Origin of the sequence: Fodinicola feengrottensis (assembly GCF_010993775.1) — a bacterium.
In the GTDB taxonomy this organism is placed as follows: Bacteria; Actinomycetota; Actinomycetes; order Mycobacteriales; family HKI-0501; genus Fodinicola; species Fodinicola feengrottensis.
In genome coordinates, this window is the sequence record NZ_WOTO01000071.1 from 23,412 (window position 1) to 46,896 (window position 23,485).

The 23,485-nt window shown below is 65.9% G+C and carries 23 protein-coding genes and 2 pseudogenes; 17 read left to right on the forward strand and 8 right to left on the reverse strand.

All coding sequences use genetic code 11. The features are described from left to right. Positions 1–64 precede the first annotated feature (64 nt). From GNX96_RS42110 to GNX96_RS42120, 3 genes are read left to right on the forward strand one after another with little or no spacing between them, the layout of a single operon-like run. The gene (locus GNX96_RS42110; protein ID WP_163573161.1) at positions 65–676 is read left to right on the forward strand and encodes an RNA polymerase sigma factor; all 612 of its coding nucleotides are present in this window, start codon (positions 65–67) and stop codon (positions 674–676) included. After that, the gene (locus GNX96_RS42115) at positions 673–1,206 is read left to right on the forward strand and encodes a hypothetical protein (protein ID WP_163573162.1); all 534 of its coding nucleotides are present in this window, start codon (positions 673–675) and stop codon (positions 1,204–1,206) included. Before GNX96_RS42110 ends, GNX96_RS42115 begins: the two co-directional genes overlap by 4 nt. Continuing rightward, on the forward strand, positions 1,149–1,745 hold the full coding sequence (locus GNX96_RS42120) for a CU044_5270 family protein (protein WP_163573163.1): 597 nt from the start codon (positions 1,149–1,151) through the stop codon (positions 1,743–1,745). The genes GNX96_RS42115 and GNX96_RS42120 overlap by 58 nt, the downstream gene beginning before the upstream one ends. Before the next feature lie 130 nt (positions 1,746–1,875). Here GNX96_RS42120 and GNX96_RS42125 read toward each other — a convergent pair whose 3' ends face one another. Further along, positions 1,876–3,627 (reverse strand): NHL domain-containing thioredoxin family protein, encoded by a 1,752-nt coding sequence (locus GNX96_RS42125; RefSeq protein WP_163573164.1) that lies wholly within the window; start codon positions 3,625–3,627, stop codon positions 1,876–1,878. A gap of 688 nt (positions 3,628–4,315) precedes the next feature. Between GNX96_RS42125 and GNX96_RS59375 the strand changes: the two genes are divergently transcribed. From GNX96_RS59375 to GNX96_RS42165, 12 genes and pseudogenes are all read left to right on the forward strand, one after another. Beyond that, a complete protein-coding gene (locus GNX96_RS59375; RefSeq protein ID WP_279582942.1) occupies positions 4,316–4,519 on the forward strand; it encodes an AMP-binding protein in 204 nt (67 codons plus the stop codon). Continuing rightward, positions 4,428–5,447 (forward strand): annotated as a pseudogene (locus tag GNX96_RS59380) (amino acid adenylation domain-containing protein); the annotation flags it as partial. The gene GNX96_RS59375 and the pseudogene GNX96_RS59380, both read left to right, overlap by 92 nt. Positions 5,448–5,788: 341 nt before the next feature. Further along, positions 5,789–5,941, forward strand: a pseudogene (locus GNX96_RS59385) (acyl carrier protein); the annotation flags it as partial. A gap of 84 nt (positions 5,942–6,025) precedes the next feature. Continuing rightward, positions 6,026–6,658: a hypothetical protein gene (locus GNX96_RS59390; protein ID WP_279582952.1), complete on the forward strand. Its 633-nt coding sequence runs from the start codon at positions 6,026–6,028 to the stop codon at positions 6,656–6,658. A gap of 147 nt (positions 6,659–6,805) precedes the next feature. Beyond that, on the forward strand, positions 6,806–7,705 hold the full coding sequence (locus GNX96_RS59395) for a hypothetical protein (protein ID WP_279582943.1): 900 nt from the start codon (positions 6,806–6,808) through the stop codon (positions 7,703–7,705). Further along, positions 7,630–8,262 carry a hypothetical protein gene (locus tag GNX96_RS59400; protein ID WP_279582944.1) on the forward strand — a complete coding sequence of 211 codons (633 nt, stop codon included), beginning with the start codon at positions 7,630–7,632 and terminating at the stop codon, positions 8,260–8,262. The genes GNX96_RS59395 and GNX96_RS59400 overlap by 76 nt, the downstream gene beginning before the upstream one ends. Beyond that, positions 8,262–9,062: a dimethylarginine dimethylaminohydrolase family protein gene (locus GNX96_RS42135; RefSeq protein WP_163573165.1), complete on the forward strand. Its 801-nt coding sequence runs from the start codon at positions 8,262–8,264 to the stop codon at positions 9,060–9,062. The genes GNX96_RS59400 and GNX96_RS42135 overlap by 1 nt, the downstream gene beginning before the upstream one ends. 9 nt (positions 9,063–9,071) lie before the next feature. Then, the gene (locus GNX96_RS59405) at positions 9,072–10,292 is read left to right on the forward strand and encodes a BPL-N domain-containing protein (RefSeq protein WP_279582945.1); all 1,221 of its coding nucleotides are present in this window, start codon (positions 9,072–9,074) and stop codon (positions 10,290–10,292) included. Then, positions 10,261–10,701: a hypothetical protein gene (locus GNX96_RS42150; protein ID WP_163573167.1), complete on the forward strand. Its 441-nt coding sequence runs from the start codon at positions 10,261–10,263 to the stop codon at positions 10,699–10,701. Before GNX96_RS59405 ends, GNX96_RS42150 begins: the two co-directional genes overlap by 32 nt. Beyond that, positions 10,659–12,152, forward strand: coding sequence for a BPL-N domain-containing protein (locus GNX96_RS59410; RefSeq protein ID WP_279582946.1), 1,494 nt, complete (start codon positions 10,659–10,661; stop codon positions 12,150–12,152). The genes GNX96_RS42150 and GNX96_RS59410 overlap by 43 nt, the downstream gene beginning before the upstream one ends. 10 nt (positions 12,153–12,162) lie before the next feature. Further along, positions 12,163–12,519, forward strand: a complete 357-nt coding sequence (locus GNX96_RS42160) for a hypothetical protein (RefSeq protein ID WP_163573168.1) — start codon at positions 12,163–12,165, stop codon at positions 12,517–12,519. Then, a complete protein-coding gene (locus tag GNX96_RS42165; protein ID WP_163573169.1) occupies positions 12,516–12,953 on the forward strand; it encodes a type II toxin-antitoxin system VapC family toxin in 438 nt (145 codons plus the stop codon). The genes GNX96_RS42160 and GNX96_RS42165 overlap by 4 nt, the downstream gene beginning before the upstream one ends. On the opposite strand, the gene GNX96_RS42170 is transcribed toward GNX96_RS42165, so the two are convergent. From GNX96_RS42170 to lepB, 7 genes are all read right to left on the reverse strand, one after another. Continuing rightward, positions 12,941–16,399 (reverse strand): alpha-amylase family glycosyl hydrolase, encoded by a 3,459-nt coding sequence (locus tag GNX96_RS42170; protein WP_163573170.1) that lies wholly within the window; start codon positions 16,397–16,399, stop codon positions 12,941–12,943. The two genes, GNX96_RS42165 and GNX96_RS42170, sit on opposite strands and share 13 nt — an antisense overlap. Positions 16,400–16,682: 283 nt before the next feature. Further along, positions 16,683–17,354, reverse strand: a complete 672-nt coding sequence (locus GNX96_RS42175; RefSeq protein ID WP_279582947.1) for an alpha/beta hydrolase family protein — start codon at positions 17,352–17,354, stop codon at positions 16,683–16,685. Between the two features lie 160 nt (positions 17,355–17,514). Continuing rightward, positions 17,515–18,054, reverse strand: coding sequence for an ABC transporter ATP-binding protein (locus tag GNX96_RS59415; RefSeq protein ID WP_279582948.1), 540 nt, complete (start codon positions 18,052–18,054; stop codon positions 17,515–17,517). Then, positions 17,987–18,940: an ABC transporter ATP-binding protein gene (locus GNX96_RS59420; RefSeq protein WP_279582949.1), complete on the reverse strand. Its 954-nt coding sequence runs from the start codon at positions 18,938–18,940 to the stop codon at positions 17,987–17,989. Before GNX96_RS59420 ends, GNX96_RS59415 begins: the two co-directional genes overlap by 68 nt. Positions 18,941–18,954: 14 nt before the next feature. Then, positions 18,955–19,353: a 6TM ABC transporter family protein gene (locus GNX96_RS59425; protein WP_279582950.1), complete on the reverse strand. Its 399-nt coding sequence runs from the start codon at positions 19,351–19,353 to the stop codon at positions 18,955–18,957. After that, positions 19,350–19,850 (reverse strand): thioredoxin domain-containing protein, encoded by a 501-nt coding sequence (locus GNX96_RS42185; RefSeq protein ID WP_163573171.1) that lies wholly within the window; start codon positions 19,848–19,850, stop codon positions 19,350–19,352. Before GNX96_RS42185 ends, GNX96_RS59425 begins: the two co-directional genes overlap by 4 nt. Positions 19,851–20,298: 448 nt before the next feature. Then, positions 20,299–20,751, reverse strand: coding sequence for a signal peptidase I (gene lepB, locus GNX96_RS42190; protein ID WP_163573172.1), 453 nt, complete (start codon positions 20,749–20,751; stop codon positions 20,299–20,301). A 384-nt stretch (positions 20,752–21,135) separates the two neighbouring features. Here lepB and GNX96_RS42195 point away from each other — a divergent pair, with 384 nt between their 5' ends. Both GNX96_RS42195 and GNX96_RS42200 read left to right on the forward strand, forming a co-directional pair. Then, a complete protein-coding gene (locus GNX96_RS42195) occupies positions 21,136–22,092 on the forward strand; it encodes a hypothetical protein (protein ID WP_163573173.1) in 957 nt (318 codons plus the stop codon). Beyond that, a partial coding sequence (locus tag GNX96_RS42200; protein WP_452124505.1) for a phage tail protein occupies positions 22,089–23,485 on the forward strand: 1,397 nt, incomplete at its 3' end. The genes GNX96_RS42195 and GNX96_RS42200, both read left to right, overlap by 4 nt.

The following is a 23,485-nucleotide window of genomic DNA, read 5'->3' on the forward strand; positions in this document are numbered from 1 at the left end:
GCGACGCGGCCGGGGGCAGTCCGGGAACTGGCCATGTCGGCCCGGACAGTACAACCTTGTGGAGATGACTACGCGTGCCCGCGTACGAGACGGGGATCCAGACGCCTTCGGGGAGCTCTTCGATGAGTGCGCCCGGGCCGTCTACAACCATGCCTTCCGGCTGACCGGGAACTGGTCCACCGCCGAGGAAGCGGTCGCGCTGACCTTCCTGGAAGCCTGGCGGTTGCGCGGCAAGGTGGATCTGGAGGGCGGCCCGCTGCGGCCGTGGCTGCTGGGCATCGCGACCAACATGGTCCGGAATTTCACTCGCGCCTCCCGCCGTTATTCGGCCGCAGTGTCGCGCATTCCGCCGCCGGAGGCGATCCCGGATTTCGCCGACGAACTCGCCGGCCGCCTCGACGACACCGAGCAAGTGCGTTTCGCGCTTTCCTTGGTGAACAAACTTCGCCGCAACGAGCGGGAAATCTTCGCGTTGTGCGTGTGGTCCGGATTGGACAACATCGAAGCGGCCGAAGCATTGGGCATTCCGGTGGGTACGGTCAAATCCCGGCTTTCTCGAGCGAGGGCCAAGCTTCGAAAACTCGTCGAGGAATCCGGGGAACCGGATGTCGCCCGCGGACAGTCCATTGATAACCGCGAAAGCGCGGCCCGGCCCGACGGAGTGAGACAGTCATGAATTCCGATCTCGATCGCCTGCTCGCGGCGCCACCCGAGCGGGATCTCCCGAACGGTCGCCACCGGTTGTTCAGGGAGCAGTTAATGCGCGAAATCCGTACCGAGAAAAGGTCTGTTCGTACCCGCGTCGCGATCAGCGCGGCCATCGCCGGCACCACCGCGGTGCTGGTCGGCGGCGCTTTCGTTGCCACCCAGACGATCGGGGCGGCCCCCAGCAAGTCGTCAACAGCCGTCGACGCGCAGTTCCGCGCCGGCTCGGCGTCCAGTCTGCTGTTGCAGATGGCCGCCTACAGCGAAAAACTGCCGTCCACGCAGTCGGCTCACAACGGCCAGTGGGTGTACGTGAAATCCGAATCCCGCGACGCCACCCAGCCGCCGGCCCCAGGCAGCGTGTCTCGAACAGCGACCCTGGGCAGAAGACCCCGACAAAGGTCGATGGGACCCAGACCAGCCCGGTCGGGCCGCTCAGCGACATGCAGCAGCGGGAAGTCTGGTTGCCAGTCGACCCGCATTCGGCGATCCGTCCACTGATCCATGACCGAAATGGCTACACCGAGATCGACGGCAGCTCGAGCAACCCGATCACCCTGGCCGAACAAGGTAACTACCAGGCCATCGCGGCGCTGCCGACCGATCCGGACGCGCTGCTGAAGCTGATCACCGCCGAGCGCAAATCCGACAAGGGCAACCAGTCGCCCCAGGTGGTCTCCGAGATGGTGTTCCACGCGATCGAAAGCATCCTGGCGGAGTCGATCGTGCCGCCCAAGGTCGCGGCGGGCCTCTACCGCGCTGCTGCCAAGCTGCCCGGCATGACGGTGGTCCCGGATGTCACCGACGCGGCCGGCCGGCACGGCGTGGGTGTCGCGGTAGTCAGCGACGGCGTCGTCTACACCGGCTCGATCCGCGACACGATGATCTTCGACAAGAAGACCTTCAGCTACCTCGGCTCGACCTCGGTCATCGCCAAGACCGGCCCGAGCGGCACCGCCGGTACGTTCATCGGGATGACCGCCGTGCTCAGCCGGTCCATCGTCGACCAGCGCCCGACGGTGACGCTGACCACGAAGTAACTGTCTGCGAAGGACCCTTGCGTGCGCTCACACGCAAGGGTCCTTCGCGTTCGTACGACCCGATGTGACACTTCCAGCCCCCCTGGCGTTTTTTTCCAAACTCCAGGTGATTTTCGTCGAGTGCGGGACACTAGCCACGCAGGATCAGCGGGAGGTGGGTGGCCGAGCCGTGGGTCACCCGTATCGGCACTCCCCAGTCCTGCCGGATCAGGTGGCAGGCCGGGTGTTCCACGCCTTCGTCGCAAGCCGCGGCCTGCGCGGTGACGTGCAGGACGCCGTCTTTTATGTTGTCCGCCAACACAATCTCGCGATTGACAGTCAGTGTGTCGCCAGCGCCTTCGATCAGCAGCTCCGGTGGGGTCGAGCTCACTTGCAGACGAGTGGACGGGCCGTAACGCTCGTCAAGTTTCTGGCCCGGCGGCGGGCTGAAGACCACGTCGAGCGTGATCGCACCGGGCGCCAGATCGGTGACCGGCCGCTCGGTCCGCATCGCCGGTCCGTTGATTTTCCGCATCTTTCCGGGCGAAACCGGCCGGCTGAGCCGATGCGTGGCCGACTCGACCACCACCAGCTGGCCGTCCATCTCAACGGCGTCGGATGGCTCGGCGACGCCGGTGGCGAGCGTACTGACCTCGCGGGTCGTCGGGTCGTACCGCCGGACAGCGTTGTTGTACGTGTCCAGGACCGCCACCGAATGGTCGGCCAGCACCGCGACACCCAGCGGATGCTGGAAACGCGCCTTCGCGGCCGGCCCGTCGACATGCCCGAAGTCGAAAAGCCCCTCGCCAACAGCGGTGTGCAGCTCGCCATTTTCGGCGTACCGCAAGGCAGACGTCTCCGAGTCGGCGATCCACAGCCGGTCGCCGTCGGCGGCCAGCCCGGACGGCTGCGCCATCCAGGTGTCGGCCAGCGGCCCGTCTTTGAGGCCCTCGACCGTGGTTCCGGCCCACGGCAGGAACGAACCGTCGGTCGGATCGAAACGCCAGAGCTGGTGAATGCCCGCGGCGGCAACGATGACAGCGTTGTCATACCAGGCGAGGTCCCACGGCGAGAGCGGCACGCCGTCGGGAGCTTTCGCGACCGTACGTACGCGACCGTCGACCAGGTCGACCGTACGCAGGGCGTGATTGACGGTGTCGGCGACGAGTAGCTCTCCGGTTGGCAACACCAACACCCCTTGCGGCTCGGCGAACCGCGCGGTTTCCGCGCTGCCATCGGTGAATCCTCGTTCGCCGCTGCCGATCCGCCGCAGTACGGTCTCGCCGTCGGCGGCCAGCTCGACCAGCGAATGCTGCTGGGAGTCCGACACCAGGAACGTTTTGTCAGCGGTGACAGCGATCTTGCCGGGAAACCGCAGCACGGTCGGCGGTGCCGGCGGCGGCACGTACGGGCCGTCGCCGCGGTGCAGGGTGCCGCGCGCCTCGTGCTCGGCGACCACCTCACCGATCACCCGGTCCAGCCCCGCGACATGGCCCTCCCCCGCGGCCTGCGCCACCACATAACCCTCCGGGTCGACCAGCGCCAGCGTCGGCCAGGCTCGCACGGCGTACTGCTGCCAGGTCACCATCCGCGGATCGTCGAGCACCGGATGGTGTACGCCGTACCGCTCGACCGCGGCCAGCACGGCCAGGTGATCGCGCTCGTGCTCGAACTTGGGCGAGTGCACGCCAATCGTCACGAGCACGTCGCCGTACTTCGCTTCCAGCGGCCGCAACTCGTCGATCACATGCAGGCAGTTGACACAGCAGAAGGTCCAGAAATCCAGCAGCACGATCTTGCCGCGCAGATCCGCAAGAGTCAGCTCCCGGCCACCGGTGTTGATCCACCCGCCGGCGCCAACCAGCTCCGGTGCACGTACTCGCGCCACTCTCTCAGTCGCCACATCGGTATCCAACCAAGTCGACGGCCCGACTGTTCCATGGCCACCAATGGCTCACCGTGACGGGCCGGTCACCTGCGGCTTTTCCGTAGGACGGAACGGATTTTTAAGACTTCAGCCCCGCCGACACGGTACGCACACGCCTGTGTACTGTTGGCGCTCGAGAAGCTCGACCCTCGACTCGCCGTCGACGCGACCAGCACAACGGGTGACCACACTCACACCGCTATGGTTCGTTGAACGGATTTTGCCGCCGACTTTGTCCACGATGGACATTCACGGCGGGTTTTTGGCCGCACCTGGTGATATTTCCGCAGGTGCCACTTCTGGCGATGAACACAGTCGCCCCACAGCTCTTCGTAACCGACTGTTGAACGGTTCACCAACAAGAGCTTTCCGTTCTGTCTCAAACCGGTTTTCCTATCGGCACTCAGACAATCGGGGGATATTGCCGTGGGCGCGAACGTGATTACGTAACAACGCCGAAATATTTCACGTGGGCCACTGGACGGTCCGGGGGAGACTTATGCCAGTCAACATGGCCGGGGAAACAACGAGTTTTGCGGTCGATTCCTCAGCCAATTCACAGGATTGGGTCTCCGCTTCTCGGGTTAGACGCCTTCATCACGTTTTTGAGGCGAGCGCCGATCGCACCCCGCAGGCGATTGCCGTCGTTGTAGACAACCGGACCGTGACATACGCCGAGTTGGACGCATTGGCCAATCAGCTCGCGCACTACCTGCGGTCACAGGGTGCCGGCGGCTCGCGGGTGGCGATCCTGCTCCAGCGGTCCCTGCAGACGTATGTCTCCCTTTTGGCGGTGGGAAAAGCCGCGCGCGATCTTCGTTCCGATCGACCCAGGTTCACCGCCCGATCGGGTCGCGTACATCGTTGAAGATGCCAACGTCGACGTGATTCTGACCTCTACGGATCTGGCCGCGGCGGCCGTCGGACTGGAATGCAAGGTCGTCGAACTGGACGCGGCGGCCAGCCACCTGCGGACGCTGCCGGCTACCCGGCCGGATCTGCGCAGCGAAGACGCGTATAACAGCGACCCGGACGCGTACATCATCTATACCTCCGGGTCCAGTGGCCGCCCCAAAGGCGTGCTGGTCGCCCAATCGAGCATCTGCAACTTCCTCGACGTGGTCCCGACCGTGTACGACGTGCGGCCGAGCGACCGGGTCTATCAGGGCATGACGATCTCTTTCGACTTCTCCATCGAAGAGATCTGGCCCACCTTCGCGGTGGGCGCGACGCTGGTGGTCGGCCCGACCGACTCGCGCCGGCTCGGTGCCGAACTGGCCGACTTCCTGGATTCCGCTGGCGTCACGGTGATGTACTGCGTGCCGACGCTGCTCGCCACCATCCCGCGTGAATTGCCGGAGATTCGCAGCCTGTTGGTCGGCGGCGAGGCGTGCCCGGGGCAACTGGTCGAGCGGTGGAGCCGGCCGGGGCGGCGGATCCTGAACACGTACGGGCCGACCGAGGCGACCGTGACGGCGATTTGGTGCGAACTGCTGCCGGGCCGTCCGGTGGTGATCGGCAAGCCTTTGCCGACGTACACAGCGGTTCTGCTCGATGACGACCGCCACACCGTGCCGGACGGCGAGGTCGGCGAGATCTGTCTCGGTGGCGCTGGAGTGGCCCGCGGGTACGTCGGCCGGCCCGACCTGACCGCCGACAAGTTCATCGACCACGCCTTCGCGCCGGCCGGCAGCAAGCTTTATCGCACCGGCGATCTCGGGCGGCTCACCCAAGACGGCGACATCGAGTATTTGGGCCGCGCCGACGCCGAGGTGAAGATCCGCGGCCACCGGGTCGACCTGGGCGAGATCGAAAGCGTCCTGATGGAGGACGACGGCGTCGCCGAGGCGGTCGCCGCGATGATGGCCGCGGGGCAGGATCCGGACGCGGCAACGGAACTTTCCGCGTACGTGGTGCTGTTGCCCGGCACCAACGAAGACGAAGCGACGGTTGTCCGGCGGCTGCACGAAAAAAAATCCGCGACCGGGTGCCGTCGTACATGGTGCCGTCCTTTATGGACATCGTGCTGGCACTGCCGACGATGCCCAGCGGCAAGGTCGACCGCAAGCTGTTGCCGGCGCCGAGCGGTCGGCGGCTGGCGCTCAGCTCCGGTCCGGTCATCGCGGCCGGCACCGAGATGGAAACCCGACTGCGGGGCGCGTGGGCCCAGGCTTTTGGCTTGGACGCAGGGGAACTCTCGGTCGAGGCGAACTTCTTCACCGACCTCGGCGGCCATTCGCTGCTCGCCGCCACCGTCGTTTCGTTGCTCCGGGCCGAGAAGATCGGCACCAGCCCAGCCGTACGGGATCTTTACGCGAACCCGACGGTCCGTTCGATGGCCGGGTATCTGGATGCCGAGGAACAACGCGGCGCGATGCCGGCCGCACCGCGGGCGCCGGGCCTGCGGCACCGCCGCGGCCGGATCGCCCGAGCCGGTTTCGCCCAGGCAGTGGTGATCTACCTTCTGTTGCTGGTCATCACCCTGCCGGTTTCGTACGTCTACACGATCAACAACGGTGACGTTTCGGTGCAGGTGCTGCTCCAACTGCTCTGCGCCATCCTGGTCAGCTATCTCGGCGTACGCTGGGCCGTCCCGCTGGTGGTGGCGAGGCCACTGGCATGGGGAATCAAACCCGGCCGATATCCGTTATGGGGCATCACTTATCTGCGGCTGTGGGCGCTGGACATGGTGCTCGCGATCGGGCCGCTCCCGGTGGTCAGCGGATCGCCGCTGATGGCGATGTATCTGCGGGTCCTGGGTGCGCATATCGGCCGTCGTACGACTATTGAGACCAGCACGGTCTCGCTGCCCGGGATGGTCTACGTCGGACGGGACGCCTCGATTGGCTATGGCGCCACGATCCGGCCGTGGAAGGTCGAAGACGGTCTGGTGACGGTCGCGCCCATCATCACCATCGGGCCGGGCGCCTTCGTTGGCGCGCGAACACCGTTCTGGAGCCGGGCAGCACCATCGACGCGGGTGCCTGCCTGGCCCAGCAGTCAGTGATCGGCGAAGGCGAGCGGGTGCCGATCGGACAGCGCTGGTCCGGTTCACCAGCCAAGCCGGCGGCCGAACTCGACCTCGTGGTGGAAATGATGATGCGCGGCCAGACCCGAAACCCGTGGCTGGCGGCTTCATCACCTGATCGCCGCGGTGTTCGGGCTGGCTGGCCTGGAAGTCGGCGCGATCGCCACCATCGTGCCCGGCGTCGCACTGGTGTGGTGGGCGCTGCTCACCATGGGCGTGCTCGCCGGCGTGATCGCGACCATCCTGGCCGGCCCGGTTTTCGTCCTCACCGTGTGCGGTGTGGTCGCGGTCGGCAAGCGAATGGTGCTGCCAAACACCCCGGTCGGCATCTATCACTCCCGGTCCGGTTTGGGCGTACGCAAGTGGATCGCTGACAAACTGCTGGAATTCAGCCTGACCTTCACCAACTCGCTTTATGCGACGCTTTACACCGTGCCATGGCTGCGGATGCTCGGCGCCCAGGTCGGCCGGCGCGCCGAGGTCTCCACCGCCGCCCACCTGGACCCCGACCTGCTGGTGCTGGGCACCGAGAGCTTCGTGGCCGACATGGCCAGCGTGGGCGCCGCCACCTTCGCCAACGGCCGAGTGGCCTTCCTGCCCACGTCGGTGGGAAGCCGGGCATTTGTCGGCAACGCCGCCTTCGTACCGGCCGGCAGCACCCTTGGCAGCGGCTCGCTGGTCGGTGTCGGAACCGTGCCACCGGACGAAAACGTGCCGGAAGGCACCTCCTGGCTCGGCTCCCCGGCAATGCACCTGCCGCTGCGGCAGGACAGTGGCTCCTTCTCCGAGCAGCAGACCTTCCGGCCCAACCGCCGGCTGGTGTTGCAGCGCCTGGGTATCGAGTTCTTCCGGGCCACCCTGCCGGCTTCGGTGCTGGGCCTGAGAGTTTCTACGTCTTCCTGCTGGCACTTTCCACCTTCGCCCGTGGAAACGACCTCCCGCTGCCGGCCATGGTCTCGCCGCTGCTGGCGATCCTGGCCAGCCTCGCGGTCATCCTCTACTGCGTCGGGATCAAGCGAAACGTGATCGGCGCGTACGAGCCGCGGGTGGAACCGCTGTGGAGCCCGTGGGTGCGCCGCAGCGAGTTCGTCACCGGGCTGTTCGAGGCCGCCGCCGTGCCAGCCGGGCTGGCCGTGCTGGTCGGCACTCCGTTCCTGCCCCCGGTGTTGCGTTGGTTTGGCGCGAAAATCGGCCGCCGGACCTGGATCGGCACCACTTACCTGACCGAATTCGACCTGGTCGACATCGGCGACGATGCCACCATCGGCACCGATGTTTCGCTGCAGACGCACCTTTTCGAGGACCGGGTCATGAAAATGTCCACGGTCACCATCAAGAGCGGGGCGAGCGTCGGCACCCGGACGATCGTGCTCTACGACGCTGTCGTGGACAACGACGTGACGCTGGGATCGCTGTCGTTGCTGATGAAGGGCGAGCATCTCACGCCCGGCACCCGCTGGCACGGCATCCCGGCACAGGGCGCCACCGAGGCCTCCGCGCTGGACTTCGACGCCATCGCCGCGCAGCGGCGCGGCCGGCATCACCGCGACACCCCTGAAACCGCAACGAAAGCACTCCACTGATGAACAAGACTCTGCTGGTCAGCGATCCGCACTACTTCCGCATCGCGTACGAGATCAATCCCTACATGCACACGGGTGCGCAGCCGGACAAGTCGGCCGCCGTCGCCGAGCACCAGGCGATCGTGTCCGCGCATTTGGCCGCCGGCCGCAAAATCGAGTATGTGGCGTCCGAGCCGGACTGCCCGGACATGGTCTATACGGCCAATGCCGCCGTGGTCCGCGGCGACCAGGCTGTGCTGGCGAAGCTGCCGCCCCAGCGGCAGGGCGAAACGCCGTACCACCGGGCCTGGCTGAAAAGCCGTGGATTTCAGGTCCTCGACGCGCCTTACGATTTCAGTGGCCAGGGCGACGCATTGGCGTGCGGCGACTTTCTGTTGACCGGCTACGGGCAACGAACGGACCGGCGAATGCTGGCGGTGCTCGCCGATCACCTGGGATATCAGGTCATTGGGTTGCGTACGGTCAGCGCCCAGTGGTACGACCTCGACCTTGCCTTGGCTGTCATCGAAAGTCCACACACCCTCGCGTACTGCCCCGAAGCATTTGACGAGCTCAGCAGGCAAACCCTGGAGGGACTCGGGCTGGACCTGATCGAGGTTTCACTGGACGAGGCACGCGGTTTCGCGTTGAATCTGATCAGTGACGGCAGCACGGTGACGATGACCGCCGGCGCGCCGCGGCTGGCCGGTGAGCTACGCGACCGTGGCCTCACCGTGGTCGAGTTGGACACGACCGAGCTGAGAAAAGGTGGTGGCGGGATCCGCTGCACCGCGCTGACTCTCGATAATCCCCAGTTGTAGGTTGTGATGATGTCCGCGCAGCCGTTCGACGCCGCCCGTCGAGCTCTCAGCAACCTTTTCGGCTCTTCCTCCGACGAGTCGAGGGAACAGCCGGTCGCGCTCGTCTACCGGGGCCCGGCCAGCCTGCCGGGCTGCCCGGAAGCAGTTCATTCACTGCTGGCATCCTGCCCGTACCAGTTCCGGATCCGTTATGTCGGGCCGAAGGACCACGAGTTGACCGCGGATGCCCTGTCCGGTGCGCGGCTGTACGCCCAGCCCGGCGGCGGCACGTTGAAACGCGCGTACAAACATCTGCGCGAACATCGTTCGCACATCCGCGACTTCGTCCGCGGCGGTGGCGGCTACCTCGGGTTCTGCCTCGGTGGTTATCTCGCCGGCGCGACCCCTGGCTTCGACCTGCTGCCCGGCGACACCGACCAGTACATCGAGACCGACGACGCCACGATCGACTTCGACGGCAACACGGTCGTCGATGTTTTGTGGCGCAACGAGAAAAGCGCTGTTCTTTCAGGACGGCCCGCATTTCGACATCAAGCGACGGTCGGCGACTGTCCTTGCCACGTACCAGAACGGCACGGTCGCCGCGTCCGTGACGCCGTTCGGCGCCGGTCGCGTCGGAGTTGTCGGACCACATCCGGAGGCCACTCGCGACTGGTTCACCGACGCGGGCCTGCGGGTCCCCCGGCCACTCGGCCTGGACCTCGGGCAGGACCTGGTTTCCACGGTGATGAGCCAATGACCGCTTCGGTACGCACCAAAAGCCGGCTGCTCGGGGTGGACGCTGCCCGAGGTATCGCGCTGCTGGGCATGATGGCCGTCCATTCGCTCTACGAGTCCAATGCCGACGGTTCGCCCACCGCGTCCTTCGCGATCTTCGGTGGCCGGGCGGCCGCGACTTTCGCCGTACTGGCCGGCGTCGGCATCGCTTTCATGACCGGCCGCAGGCGAGTCCAATTCCGCTCTGGGCTGCCGGTTATCACCGGCCTTGCCGTACGAGCCTTGGCCATCGGCGCGATCGGGCTCTTCATGGGATACGCCGACGCGAAACTCGCGGCGGTCATCCTTCCGTACTATGCTGTGCTTTTTTCTCCTCGCGATCCCACTGGTTTTCCTGCCCGGCTGGCTGATCGCCGCGATAGGTGTGGCGGTCGCCGCCGGCGTCCCCATCCTCACGCATCTATGGCTGCCGCATCTTCCGGTGCCTACCCTGGACAACCCCGAATTCATTGACATCATCCAGAACCCCATCGGGGTCCTCGGCGAGCTGACGATCACCGGTGAGTATCCGGCGCTGTCGTGGTTGGCGTACGCTTGCGCCGGCATCGCTATCGGGCGGCTCACCCTCAGCCGGCTGCGGGTGGCGATTTCGTTGCTGGGAACCGGAATCGTGCTAGCCGGTGGGGCCGCGTACGCGTCGTGGCTGCTGCTCAACCACTACGGCGGGCTCGCGCAGATCTGGATCGCACAGCCCAGCAGCATCCTGACCGCGCCAGAAACCTCGGAACTGCTCACCCTCGGCGGCGACGGGACCGTACCAACTTCCACCTGGTGGTGGCTCGCTGTCGACGCCCCACACACACCGGCACCACCCCGGACATGGTCGGAACCACCGGTTCGGCCATCGCCCTGCTGGGCCTGATGTTGTTGTTAGGCCACATAAGTTGGCGCTATCTGCGGCCAGTGATCACCACCTTGCAGGCACCGCTGGCCGCTGCCGGTGGGATGACACTGACGCTCTACTGCGCGCACATCTGGTTCCTGAACTCCGACTACGACATCTATTCGGCCGAGGTCGGCTACACCCTGCAGGTCATCGCGGTGCTGCTGATTGGTCTCGCTTGGAAGGCCACGGCTGGAAAAGGCCCGCTGGAGACCCTCGTCGCCGGAGTCTCCGGTCGATCCCGGTCCTGGGTGGCGACCAAGACCCGGCACAAACCCAAACCGCTGCCCGTCGCCCCGGTCAGCCCGGCCATCCCACGCCCCGCCGAGCCGGTGGACACAACGCGGACCCCATTGCGGTCAGTCCGGCCAGGCCGGCACCGCAGATCGTCCGCCGAGTTCCGGCCCAAGTGGCCGCGACGGACGATCCGACGATGGAGTTTTCGCTCCCGTACTCGGTTCCCCCGGCGGAAACCACCATGGAGCTGCCGGCGTTGCGGTTCACCACCGCGATCACGACGGCCGAGGAAACAACCATGGAATTCCCGGCTATCACCTCAGACTGGCTGCTCGACATCTTCACCCAAGAAGACGAGAATGCGAAATAGGGCGGCTTGTTTTCGCCTGTTTGCGGCCACCCTGCTCGTTTTCGCACTGGCCGCTTGTTCCACTCCGCCACCGCCGCCACCGCGCCCGCTGGCCCTGGTCTATCGCGGGCCGGCCGCTTGCTCGGGTTGCGCGGAGTCGGTGGCGACCCTGTTGCAGAACTCCCCCAGCCATTTCCGGACCAAGTTCGTCGGTCCGGACGGTGACGAAACACTTTCGGCCGCGACCTTGGCCACCGCGGTGGTCTACGCTCAACCCGGCGGCGGCAGCCTCGACCCGGCCTGGCGAAAAATGCGGAAATACGCCGCCATCATCCAGGACTGGGTGCGCGGCGGTGGCACGTACCTGGGCTTCTGCCTCGGCGGCTACCTCGCCGGCGCCACTCCTGGTTTTGCCTTGATTCCCGGCGACACCAACTCGTATACCGACACTGCCCAGGCCACCGTCAAAACCACCGACGACACGATTGTCACGGTCCGCTGGCGCGGCCAGAGCAGGCACATGTATTTCCAGGACGGCCCGGTCTTTCAACTGAGAACCGGCGCCTCGGCTACAGTTTTGGCCACCTACCCCAACAACACCACAGCCGCCCTCGCCACCACGTACGGCCGTGGCCGGGTGGGCGTGGTCGGCCCGCACCCCGAAGCCGACCAGTCCTGGTATTCCGACGCCGACATCACCAACCCCGACGGCATCCGCCCGGACCTCGGCTACGACCTCATCGAAACCACCCTTATCTCCCCGTCTCCGCCCCGAGCCCCACCCCCAGTCGGACAAGATAGGCACCTGCCCGACATCTTCGGTAAGTGTCGGGCGCCGTGCTAAAGTGTGGGGCATGACCGTTCCAGCCCACTCCGCGGACCCGACCCAGGGCGCCAGCCAACACCGGCGGATGCCCGCCGAGGAGCACCGCGAGATCGCCGCACTCACGATGCGTGAGCTGGGAAAACTCACGGCTGACCAGGTGGAGCGCCTCGAGCACCCGGTGCCGGTCACCAGCAACGGACTGCCGGTCGCCTGGCTGGTGCCACTGACGCCCAGTGAACGTCGCCGGGCCGAGATGATCGCCGCCGGCAAGCTTCGTCCCGGCCAGCCTCGGGGGCTCGGCCGGTGGTCACCGCTGCCGGCGACCGGCAGCGGGCCGACACTGTCCGAGCTGCTGTTGGACCTGCGCGAGCAGGAGCGGACGTGATCTATGTCGACTCCTGCGCGCTGGTGAAACTCGTGATCACGGAGGAGAAGGAGACGGCGGCACTTCAGGCTTACCTGGCAGATCGGCAGGACGAGGTGGTCACGTCGGATCTCGCGGTGACCGAGGTGATCCGGGTCGTCCGGCGATCCTGCTACGACACCCAGCGCAACCTCCGGGTCGATCCGGAGGTTCTGGACGAGCGGCTGGCCGCCGCGGCTGACCTTCTCGACCATATCGACCGAGTCACCGTCGACACGGACACCTTTATCAGCGCCGGGATGTATGCGGACGATCCATATGTCGGCTCGCTCGACGCGATTCACCTTGTCTGCGCCCAAGAAATCGGACCAGCGCTGACTTCCTTCGTCACGTATGACAGAACATTGGCGCAAGCGGCACGCCGGAGCGGATTTCCGGTGGATCAGCCGGGCTGATCGGCCCAGCTGGTGACGCTGCCGCCGGCGCCAGCGTCGGACGGCGGGCCGGTGTTGTCGATCAGGAGCGACTGGCCGCCTGGGGAAGCGGTGACAGTGGCCGTACGGTTGTTGGCGCGGACCTCGACGGTGTTCCAGTTCCCGCGGGTGTATTTCCACTGAATGCCAGCGTGATCGGGGATCTGTACGGTCAGCTCCCAGATTCCGGGTGAACTCTCGTGCATCCGGGTGGTGGCGTTTCCACCGCACCAGAGGCAAAGTGGGTCCGAAGCACCAGCCGGCAAGCTAGTGGTGGCACCGGCGAGGTAGACAGTCGAGCCGGACGGCACCTTGACTCGAAAGGTGGTCGTCACGATTTTTGGCTCCACACGGTGACTAACCCGCGCCGACAACGCGGAGCCATGGAGGTGGCTGTCAAACGCCCGCACCTGGTACGAATAAGTCTTGCCGGGCGACACGAGCGGATCCACATAAGACGACGCCGAACCCGGCAAGGTGGCGACCGGATCGGGACGATCGCTGCGATAGACCCGATATTCGGCGGCATCCGGGTCGCTCGGCCACTGCAGGCTCAGCGTCGAGGCGGACCAGTCCATCGTGACGGCCGGCGCCGCCGGTGGTGTCGTGCCGGTGCTCGGTTTCGCCACCAGTGTGCCGCGAGCCGTGTACGTCCAATGATGGCCGCCATCGCTGGAAAAACGGGCCTGGAAGTCGTACGAGCCGGCACTCTCAGGGCGGAGGCCACCACTGAAGTGCAGCCCAGCCGCCCCGCTCATCGGCCTCCAGTCGTACGATCCGCCAGCCGTCGCCAGGCCGACCTCGGCTCTGATCGCGGTTGGATCACCAATCGACGGTGCTGTCACGTCGGCGGTGACCGTCGTGGGGTCGACACCGACCTCGCGGTCGACCTGGGTCGCCGAGGTCAAGGTCGCCGCGGTGATCGGCCTCGACGGTGTGACGGCTGTTTCCGCAGACTGGGCCCCGATATTGCCCGCTGCGTCGACCGCGCGAACAACGTAATGGGCCCGGGAATCCGGAGTGTCCACAAAGGACGGACCGGCAACGACTCCGACCCGTTCGTAGCCGCCACCAGAAAGCGGACTGCGCCACACCTCGTACCGGCTCGCACCTGTTACGGTCGACCACCGCAGCGAAACCCGGCCGGCCGCGGCCGGGCTGCCACTCACCCGCTGCGGCGCTGGCGGAGGCGTCAGGTCCTGACCTGGCGTGGCGACCAGAACTTGCGCGGTCATCGGTGGCACGGACGCGGTCACCACGCCAGCGGCGCTGGTCACCGCCTGCGCACCGGCGCCGAAGGCGGGCGCTAGGGCGATACCGTCACGCGCCACAGATCCCAGTGGTACGCGCAAAGTCCGCATACTGGAGCTGCGGTTGACCAGCACCAATGCGAGATCGTCTGGGCTACGCATGGCATAGCCGAGGGTCTGCGCGGTGTCGTCGGTCAACAGGAAATGCGCGTCGCCGTCACGAAGGACCGGATGGGTTTTCCGCAACGAGGCGAGATGCGTATAGAACGACAGGAGATCGCGGTCGCCGCCGGCACAGTACGAGGTGGCCGCCGAGCAGTTGCTCGTACCAGTCCAGGGAAAGGTTCGTCGGTTGTCGGGGTCGTCGGAGCCGGTCACGCCGACCTCGTCACCGTAGTAGACGCTCGGCATCCCGGGCACCGTGAACTGGATCGTGGCGGCCACCTTTTCGGCGGCGAGGCCGGCCGCGACATGGGCCGGATTCGCCTCGCGATCGGCGCTGTTGTACTTGCCGGGAGTCAGCATCCAGCGGATCCGCGCGGTGTCATGCGAGTCGAGAAGGTTCATGAAAGTCCGGTAGGTGGCGTCCGGATAGTCCTGCCGAATGGACTGCATGGCGGCGGCGAACTGCGACACCGGTACGGTTGGATTGTCGTCGCCTGGGAATGACTTGTCGTCGCCGACCGCGCCCATCAGCGACAACACCGCGGCCCGGAACCGATAGCCCATCGGGGTGTCAGCCTGGTCGCCGTTGGTGAGTTTCATGTTGTCCGCGAAGTGCCAGCCCTCAGCGACCAGCGGCGCACCCGGCTTGGCGTCTTTCACCACCGTACGGAACTGTTGCCAATACGCGGTGGGGAAAGACTCATCCTGCATCGAGTCCAGCCGGAAACCGTCCGCGCCGAAGTCCAGCCAGCGCCGCGCGATGGACTGCGGGCCGTTGTAGAAGTAGTCAGCGACCGGTGCGAAAACGGCGGCCGGGTTGCCAGGATCGTGCTTGCGGAACAGCGGCAACGCCTCGGCTACATTGCCCCATTCCTCGTACGAGGCGAAAAGGCCCGGCTTGCTGCCGGCACAAGGTCCGGTCTCGCCGACCGGCAGGTCGGTGAAAGTAAACCACGACCGGTACGGCGAAGTGACGCTCTCGCAAGCGCCGTCGTTGGGATAGTGGTGGTAGCGGTCGAAATACGGACTGTCCGATGAGGACGGATCGAACGGCACGTCCAGGATCACCTTGATGCCGCTCCGATGCGCCCGCTGCAGCAGCTGCCGCAGCCCCGCCGCACCCCCGAACGCCGGGTCGATGCGGGTGAAATCCTCGACGTCGTAAGCGTGATTGGATTTGCTCGCGAAGATCGGCGTCAGGTAGAGGATACTGGCGCCCAACCCGTGCAGGTACGGAATTTTCGCGGCGATGCCTTGCAGATCGCCACCGAAGTAGTCCCGGCCGAGGGCCTGCTCGGTGCACGGCTCGTCGACGTGATCGCGGCAGCCGCCCGCGGGCAGCTGGTTCCACGTCCGGTGGGTGGTCTGGGCCGCCTGGGCCAAGGCGATCTGCGAGGGAGTCGCGTTCGGCGGAGCCGGATAGTCGTATCGCGACCGTGTCAGCGAAACATCGTTGCTGGGGTCGCCATTGTCGAACCGGTCCGGCATGATCTGATACATCACGCCGTCTTTCATGGCCCCCCCCACCACCGGAAAGTCCGGCCGCACCACGTGAATTCGGTAATCCTGCGCGACATCGCCGTCCGTGCTGGCGCCCATCGCGCCAAACTGGGCGGGCTGGTCAGCGTAATACGCGGTCTGCTGCCCACGCTGTACGACGAACCGGTAACCGTACGCGCCGAGATCGGTTGGTTTGACCACGGTTTCCCAGAAATCACAGCGCTGACCCACGAGTGTGCTGTCATAGCAGGAAACCGCGCGCGCCGCGCGCCGCATCGGAACCAGCTGCTGCGATTGAGTGGACTGCTCGGTCAGCCGCAGGGTGACGGCGTCGACATTGTCAGCGGCCGTACGAAACCTGACCGTCGCCGCGCTGCCCGGCGCGACCGTACCGGCCGGCACTCGGTAGACATCGCTCTGTCCGTCGTGCCCGAGCGCGGCCCGGTCAATCCCGGTCGCGGCGGGCGACGCCGTCGCCCGCGCCGCGCCCATCCCGGGTGCCCCCGGCAGCATGGTAAACACCATTGCCATCCCCACGGCGACAGCAACCATGCGGCTGCGCTTGAGCATGCCGGACCACCTCCGAGCTGACGGTACCCACATCAGCGTTTTTTTTCTTCTCCCCCTGGTCAGCGGAATTTCAGCGATTGGTCGCACATATCAGACGATCGCCGTCCGGCGTGCGGTAGTAGAGCACGGACCGGCCGGCGCGGCGCCGGCGTACGAGTTGCGCATTCCAGGAGCACTTGAGGTGGTTGCCGACGGCTCCGAACGCGAACCCGGTCGCCGATGTTCCTCACCCGCGTCGACCTTGTCGCAGGCGAGGAACATCCTTCCTCGTGCGGCCTGCTAGTAAGACCTCGAGGGCGGTCAACACCGCTGGCCAGACGGTCGAGAGAGGGTCGACGACGCCGAAGTGGCCGGCGCCGGGCAGCTCTGTCAGCCGGCAGCCGGTGGCGCGCGCGTACGCACGGGACATCTCGATCGGCACCCGGTCGTCCTCGTCGCCGTGGATCACCCACACCGGCGCCTCGGGCGCGGCGAGGTTGGCGGTGTCAGCAACCGCGTACCGATCCGGCACCTCGTCGGGACCGCCGCCGAGCAGGGCATCCACCGCGCCGCCGTCCAGGTCCTGTTCGTACGCGCCGGCCAGGTCGATGACCGGCGCGAGCGCCAGCACGCCTGTGGGCCGGGACCGCAGTGCCGCCCACACGGCGAGGTGGCCGCCAGCCGAATGGCCGGCGTAGACGATCCGGTTCAGGTCGGCGCGGCCGGGCGCGGCGGCCGCGATGAGGGCCGGCACCGCCTCGATCGAGGCCGCGACATCGTCGAAAGTCGCCGGCCAACCGCCGTCCGCGCCGGTCCGCCGGTATTCCAGGCTCGCGACCGCATAGCCGCGGCTCGCGAGGTCCGCCGCCATCGGGCCGGTGTACGAGCGGTCGTACGCGGACCGCCAGAAACCAACCACCGTGCCACAGCAACACCAGCGGCCCAGCCTCACCGGCCGGCAGCCGCACGTCCGCCACGTGATCCGGATGCGGCCCGTACGACACGGTCAGATCCGGCGGCGGCGCCGGCCGGCTCAACACTTCCCGACTGTCCACCGCCCGACCTTAACCGGCCGAGCGTCACCTGAGGGACGACTGGTAGCCGCGGGCCTGAACGGCGAAAAGCTCTGCATACTGGCCATTGCTGGCAATCAGCTCGTCGTGGGTGCCCGATTCCGCGATCTTTCCGTCGGACAGCACGACAATCTCGTCGGCTTCCCGCACCGCGCCAAGGCGGTGCGACACCAGCACGCTGGTACGACCGGAGCGGTGTTGGCGCAGCCGGTGGTGGATTTCGTGCTCCGCCCTGGCATCCAGGCCGGAACTGGGTTCGTCCAGGATGAGCAGGTCGCGGCCGTCTCGGAGCAACGTTCGGGCCAGCGCGAGCCGTTGCCACTGGCCGCCGGAAAACATCACGCCGGGGCCGTCGTGGCCGGCGAACGTACGGCTCAGCATGGTGTCGTAACCGGCCGGCAACGCCCTGACCGGCCCCGCTACCCCGGCTTTCTCAGCAGCGACGCGGATCCGATCGCGATCGGCCAGCGCCGGCAGGTCACCGATCCCAATGTTCTCCGCCGCGGTCAAGTCGTACGACATGTAGTCCTGGAAAAGGACACCCATCCGTTTCCCGCAGCCGCGCCGGTGGCACTTCGCGGATGTCCACCCCGTCCCAGCGAATCGAGCCGTGGGTCGGATCGTAGAAACGGCACAGAAGTTTCACCAGCGTGCTCTTGCCGGCGCCATTGAGGCCGACGATCGCCACCGCCGTCCCGTACGGAATCGTCAGGTTGACGCCCCGCAACACCCAGGGAAGGCTTTCGTCGTACCGAAACCAGACGTCTCTGAGTTCGATGCCCTGGCGCAGCACCGGCAACTCCCCGCTCGTGGTGACCGGCAGGTCGTCGGGAAGCGAGACGATATCCGCGTGATACTCGAAAAACAGAAGTGCTTCGTGCCCAATCGCCAGGCTGTCGACCAGCCCGGCCATCGCGCCCTGAGTGCCGGCGACCGCGGCCACGAAAGCCGTGACGTCACCAAGGCTGAGACCACCGGTCGCCGCCGAATGGACAGCCCAGACGAGCCCAGCGCCGGCGACTATCGCACCCAGCCCCGAAAGCCCTGACTGTATCAGCGCTCCTCGTCGATCCAGTCCACGCTCGGCCGTCTGGGTTGCCCGCAACTCTCCAAAAAGTCGTCCCTTGAGGAAGTCGCCCAGGCCCAGCAGACGCACCTCCTTGGCGGCTCGTACGTCCGTGATCAACGAGCTGTAGAGCGACTGGCGCCGTGCGGTGGCAGCAAAATCCGCGACCATCCGGCTCCGCCGCCGGGACAGCGCCAGCCGCGCCAGCAGCGCCGGAACTCCCGCGGCGGTCACCACAAGGGCCATCACCGGGCTGAGAATCCAGAGCGTCACCAGCATGCTGGCGACGGTGACCGCACTGCGGCCGGCAGTGAACATGCCGGTCAGTGCCGGCATCATGGCCGTACCGTTGACATGCGCTGCCATCTGCAGCTTGTCCGCTACCGCCGGACTCTCGAACCGGGCCAGCCCGTGAAATCGGTTGACCGCACTGAAAAGTCGGTCCTGCATGGTCCGTCGTCCGTCGATCCGGCGGCGCAACTCACACTTTGCAGGTAAGTGACCAATTGCGGCAGCACTCCGGTGGCAATCCCGACGGTGGCCAACCCGCCCGCGACGCCCAGCAGCGCGACCTGGGGCCGACCGGAGACAATCCCATCGACGACGAGCTTGGTCAGCCACGCGGTGGCGGTAGGCAACAGTCCGCTGATCAGGTTCGTCGCCAGGGCGCCCACCAGCAGTGGCCAGCCGGCCGCCCAGCACAGCCTGGCCATCGCGGCGGCCTGCCGGCCTTTGCCACCTTTCGGCCGTACTTGTTTGTCAGGTAAGGCAAACGTCACGCGGAGATCCGCTCCGACAGTCCGGCCGCCTCAGTCTGCGCGCGTACGATCACACCATCGGTGTCCACCCGCAAGAAGGTGGGGTATGCCCGGATACCCAGACCGCGGGCCACCTCCGCGCCGTCCGGGCCGGTGAGCACCGCGGCGTCGCCCAACTGCCGCAGCAGTGGATCCCGCTCCGCACCCGTACCAGTGACGATGGCGACGCAGTGCTGGCCGCTGGCCTGTTCGGCGAACTTCGGTGCCTGCTCATGGCAGGAGTCACAGCCGACGGAGAAAAATCCGACCAGGGCCGGCGTCCGGCCGCCGATTTCCGGAATCTTGCGGCCAACCAACTCGGTCACGTCGTAGTCAGTGATCCCCATGCCCAGGACTTTGCGCAGGTTTTCCAGCTCCGCCCCTTGTTCGCGCAGCCGGCGCAGGATGGCGAAAATCAACAGCAGACCGACCAGGCAGAGCACACCGAGCAGGACGACCGCGGCGATCAGTACGGGCATCAGGACTCTCTCTTTCGTACGAAAAAAAAAATGGCCGAGGCAGGCCGATCCGCGACCGAGCCGGCCCACCTCGGACGCGGACTACTAGACGAGACAGTTCACATTCGAGTGGTACACGCAGGACGTACACCCGTTACCGTCGCAGTACTTGTAAACCCAGGTGTTCACGAAATCCTCGCAGTAGCAGGCATAATATGCGCCAGCTTTGGCTTCTGTCTCTTGGGAACAAACCGCTGCAGCAGCCGGTCACCGATCCTGTTCATGACTTTCACCATCGAATTTCTCCTTCCGCCGCGGCACCGACGATCGGGCCACGAGAGTCGGACGCTAACTACTTTCCTTTCAAAAGTCCATAGATGGACGCACATAGCGCTACAATTGCTATTATTGCCGAGATCACAGGTGACAATTGGAAGGCTTATGGCATGACAAAAGAATAAACGGCAGGTCAGCGGGCTGACATCTGGCGGATCATCACGCCGAGCAGGCGATCACCGGCATAGAAACCCCATTGCCGCGAATCGCTGCTGATCGCCCCGTCGCCGATCACGACCAATTTCCCGGCCGGCACCACAGCAGGGTTGCCGGCCGGCACGGTCCCGACTGGCACGTCGTCACCAGGCAGCGCGACTACTCGCTTGATATTCCAGACCGAGGTGGAATCCAGCACGTTCACCAATTCGGCCGGCGACTGCAACACAACGATGTCACCGACTCGTACGTCATCCAGTTGGCGACGGCGAACCAACACCCGATCCCCTGATTCCAGGGTCGGCGACATACTGGCGCCGTCGACAGAGACAACCACCAGTCGCCGCCGTGTTCGTACGATCGCCGCCGTCGCGACCGCTGCCAGCACGACCACCGCTCCAGCGATCCAGCCCCCGTAAAAACCAACCATCCTCCCGTGAGTCCGTTCTGGCACGAGCTTAGGCGACCAGGCTTTCAGCCCGCTGACATTTTGCTGTCAGCGTCCTCCGCACCTGACATACACCCGACCTGCCCGATGGGGCAAGGTGGATGCCCCGTTGCCCGCCCCGGGGCTTGCCGAAACATGACACGATCGGACCGAAGCGATAACTCCTTGGCGTGGGGGTGTGCGGTGCGAGCACCGGCGGACGACCGGGAAAAAAACACAGACAGCCGGTTCCACGTGGCGCCGCAACGAAAACGACCGAAGAGGCAGAATCCGCCCAATCGCCCGGATCTCCCCCCCGCCCCCTCAGCCCGGCCGCGTTGCAACGGCTGCAGCAGGGGCAGCGCCGGCAACCGGGCCGTCTCCCGAATGCTGGCTACCCGTCGGCCGGCTTCTTCGACTCGTACGACAGCAGCGGCGGCGGCAGCCAGGAAACCCGCCGCGGCCACTCCCGCACCAGCTGTCTCCGCCCCGACAGCCGCCGTGCCCTCGTCCATCGTCGCGGGCTCCGCGGCTGTCTCGGTGCCGGTCGAGGGGCCTTCCGTGCAGCGTCTGGCGCCCGGGGACCACGGCGGCGCCGGCCCATCGCGCGGGACCGCAGGCCGACCCGAAGTTTTTCGCGCGCTGAAAGCGGACATCAAGGGCAAGCAGCAGAACATGGCGAAGCACTCGCCGCCCCAATCGGAGGCGGCGGCTTCGCAAGCCGCGGCGAAGCCGCCGCAGGACGACAAGGAAGCGCAAGGCAAAACCGCCAACGCGGAGAAGATGAACGCCGCCAAACCCGGCGATTTCGACAAAGCCGCGTTCATCAAGGCGGTCAACGACGCGATCGCCGCGCAGGCACCGAAGAATCTCGAGGAAGCCGACGAATTCGGCAGCTCCGGCAAGGCTGACGCGGTCAAAGGGCAGGTTCAGGGCAAGGTCAGCGACGGCAAGAAGGCGTCCGCCGGCCAGATCGAGACCACCACGAAAGCCGCGCCGGACACCTCGAAAGCCGTCGAGAAACCGGTCACACCGCTAAAACCGGACCAGCCTCCCCCCACCCCGGGCGTACCGAACCCAGCCAACGCCGTGCCGGACAAGGCACCCGCCTTGGCCACCGACTTCTCTGCCGGCCCGGCCCAGGTCAACGACGAAATGGCCCAGGCCGGCGTCACCGAAGAACAGCTCGGCAAGTCCAACGAACCCGAGTTCAAAGGCGCGTTGGACGCGAAGAAAGAAGGCGAACAGCACTCCGAGACGGCACCTGGAGTCGTACGGGCAGCCGAGGACAAGACGCTGGCCGGTGCCAAAGCCGAGGCGGCCAGAGCGGCGCGACCGCGATGACCGCCCTCGCGAACGACCGCAAGGTGGCCGGCGCCCAGGTCGCCACCGCGAAAGAGGGCGCCAAGAGCAAGGATGAGTTGCAGCGGGCCCAGGTTACCGCGAAACTACAGAAAGTCTTCGACACCACGAAAACCGAGGTCGAAGGCATTCTGTCCAATCTGGACAAACAGGTCGACGAGAAGTTCACCCGCGACGAGAAGGCCGCCCGGGACGCGTTCACCGCTGAGCACAAGCGGAAGATGGACGAATACAAGGACAAGCGCTATTCCGGTTGGCGCGGCAAACTTCGGTGGGTAAAAGACAAGTTCTCCGGCCTGCCGGACGAGGCCAACCAAATCTTCGTGCAGGCCCGACAAGGTTATGTGGCCAGCATGCAGCGGGTCATCTCCGGCGTCGCCGACCTGATCGGCAGCGAGCTGAACCGGGCGAAAGCGCGGATCGCCACCGGCCGTACCGATCTGCAGGCCGAAGTCACCAAACTCCCGAAGGACCTGCAGGCGATCGGCAAGGAGGCGGCCGGCGGCTTCTCGTCCAAGTTCGACGAGCTGACCGAGTCGGTCGACGCCAAGGGCAGCGAGTTGGTCAACACCCTGGCCAGCAAGTACAACGAAGCCCTGAAGTCCGTCGACGAGGAGATTTCCTCCGAAAAGGAGAAGAACAAGGGCCTGATCGACAAGGCCATCGGCGCTGTCAAGGGCGTCATTGACACCATTCTGAAGCTCAAAGACCTTCTTCTGGGCGTACTGGCCAAAGCCGCGAGCGCGGTGATGGCGATCATCAAGGACCCAATCGGCTTCCTCGGAAACCTGGTGTCCGCGGTCGGTGCCGGCCTGAAGAACTTCATGTCGAACATCGGTGACCACCTGAAAAAGGGGCTCGTCAGTTGGTTGCTGGGCTCGATGGCCGAGGCCGGCATCGAGTTGCCGGACAAGTTCGACCTGCGCGGCATCGTCAAGATGATCGCCTCGATGCTTGGCCTGACCTGGGATGCCATCAAAGCCCGGATCATCACCCGGGGCGTCCCCGCGAAGGCGATGGATGCCGTCGAGAAGTCCGTACCGGTAGCACAGAAACTGCAGTCCGAGGGCATTGGCGGCATCTGGGAGGAGATCAAGGAAAAGGTCGGCGACCTCAAGGAGAATCTGTTCTCCAAGATCAGCGAATACCTGATCCCGACCGTCCTGATGGCCGGCATCACCTGGATCATCTCGCTGCTCAACCCGGCGTCAGCCTTTGTCAAGGCGTGCAAGATGATCATCGACATCGTCACGTTCATCGTCGAACGCGGCGCCCAGATCATCGAGTTCGTCGGCTCTGTCCGCCAAGTCATCGCCATCGCCGGCGGGCGGTGCAGGCGGAGTACCAGCTCTCATCGAGTTCCGCCCTCGCCAAG

What these genes read in the sequence shown, in the direction of transcription:
- GNX96_RS59415 (WP_279582948.1), bottom strand. Translation starts at nt 18,054, where the DNA reads ATGGGTGTCCTTTTCCAGGACTACATGTCGTACGACTTGACCGCGGCG.
- GNX96_RS42135 (WP_163573165.1), top strand. Translation starts at nt 8,262, where the DNA reads ATGAACAAGACTCTGCTGGTCAGCGATCCGCACTACTTCCGCATCGCG.
- GNX96_RS42195 (WP_163573173.1), top strand. Translation starts at nt 21,136, where the DNA reads ATGCTGGCTACCCGTCGGCCGGCTTCTTCGACTCGTACGACAGCAGCG.
- GNX96_RS42120 (WP_163573163.1), top strand. Translation starts at nt 1,149, where the DNA reads ATGCAGCAGCGGGAAGTCTGGTTGCCAGTCGACCCGCATTCGGCGATC.
- GNX96_RS42185 (WP_163573171.1), bottom strand. Translation starts at nt 19,850, where the DNA reads ATGCCCGTACTGATCGCCGCGGTCGTCCTGCTCGGTGTGCTCTGCCTG.
- GNX96_RS42170 (WP_163573170.1), bottom strand. Translation starts at nt 16,399, where the DNA reads ATGCTGCCGGGGGCACCCGGGATGGGCGCGGCGCGGGCGACGGCGTCG.
- GNX96_RS59390 (WP_279582952.1), top strand. Translation starts at nt 6,026, where the DNA reads ATGCCGGCCGCACCGCGGGCGCCGGGCCTGCGGCACCGCCGCGGCCGG.
- GNX96_RS59400 (WP_279582944.1), top strand. Translation starts at nt 7,630, where the DNA reads ATGGTCTCGCCGCTGCTGGCGATCCTGGCCAGCCTCGCGGTCATCCTC.
- GNX96_RS59420 (WP_279582949.1), bottom strand. Translation starts at nt 18,940, where the DNA reads ATGGCAGCGCATGTCAACGGTACGGCCATGATGCCGGCACTGACCGGC.
- GNX96_RS59405 (WP_279582945.1), top strand. Translation starts at nt 9,072, where the DNA reads ATGTCCGCGCAGCCGTTCGACGCCGCCCGTCGAGCTCTCAGCAACCTT.
- GNX96_RS42110 (WP_163573161.1), top strand. Translation starts at nt 65, where the DNA reads ATGACTACGCGTGCCCGCGTACGAGACGGGGATCCAGACGCCTTCGGG.
- GNX96_RS59410 (WP_279582946.1), top strand. Translation starts at nt 10,659, where the DNA reads ATGGTCGGAACCACCGGTTCGGCCATCGCCCTGCTGGGCCTGATGTTG.
- GNX96_RS42115 (WP_163573162.1), top strand. Translation starts at nt 673, where the DNA reads ATGAATTCCGATCTCGATCGCCTGCTCGCGGCGCCACCCGAGCGGGAT.
- lepB (WP_163573172.1), bottom strand. Translation starts at nt 20,751, where the DNA reads ATGGTTGGTTTTTACGGGGGCTGGATCGCTGGAGCGGTGGTCGTGCTG.
- GNX96_RS42160 (WP_163573168.1), top strand. Translation starts at nt 12,163, where the DNA reads ATGACCGTTCCAGCCCACTCCGCGGACCCGACCCAGGGCGCCAGCCAA.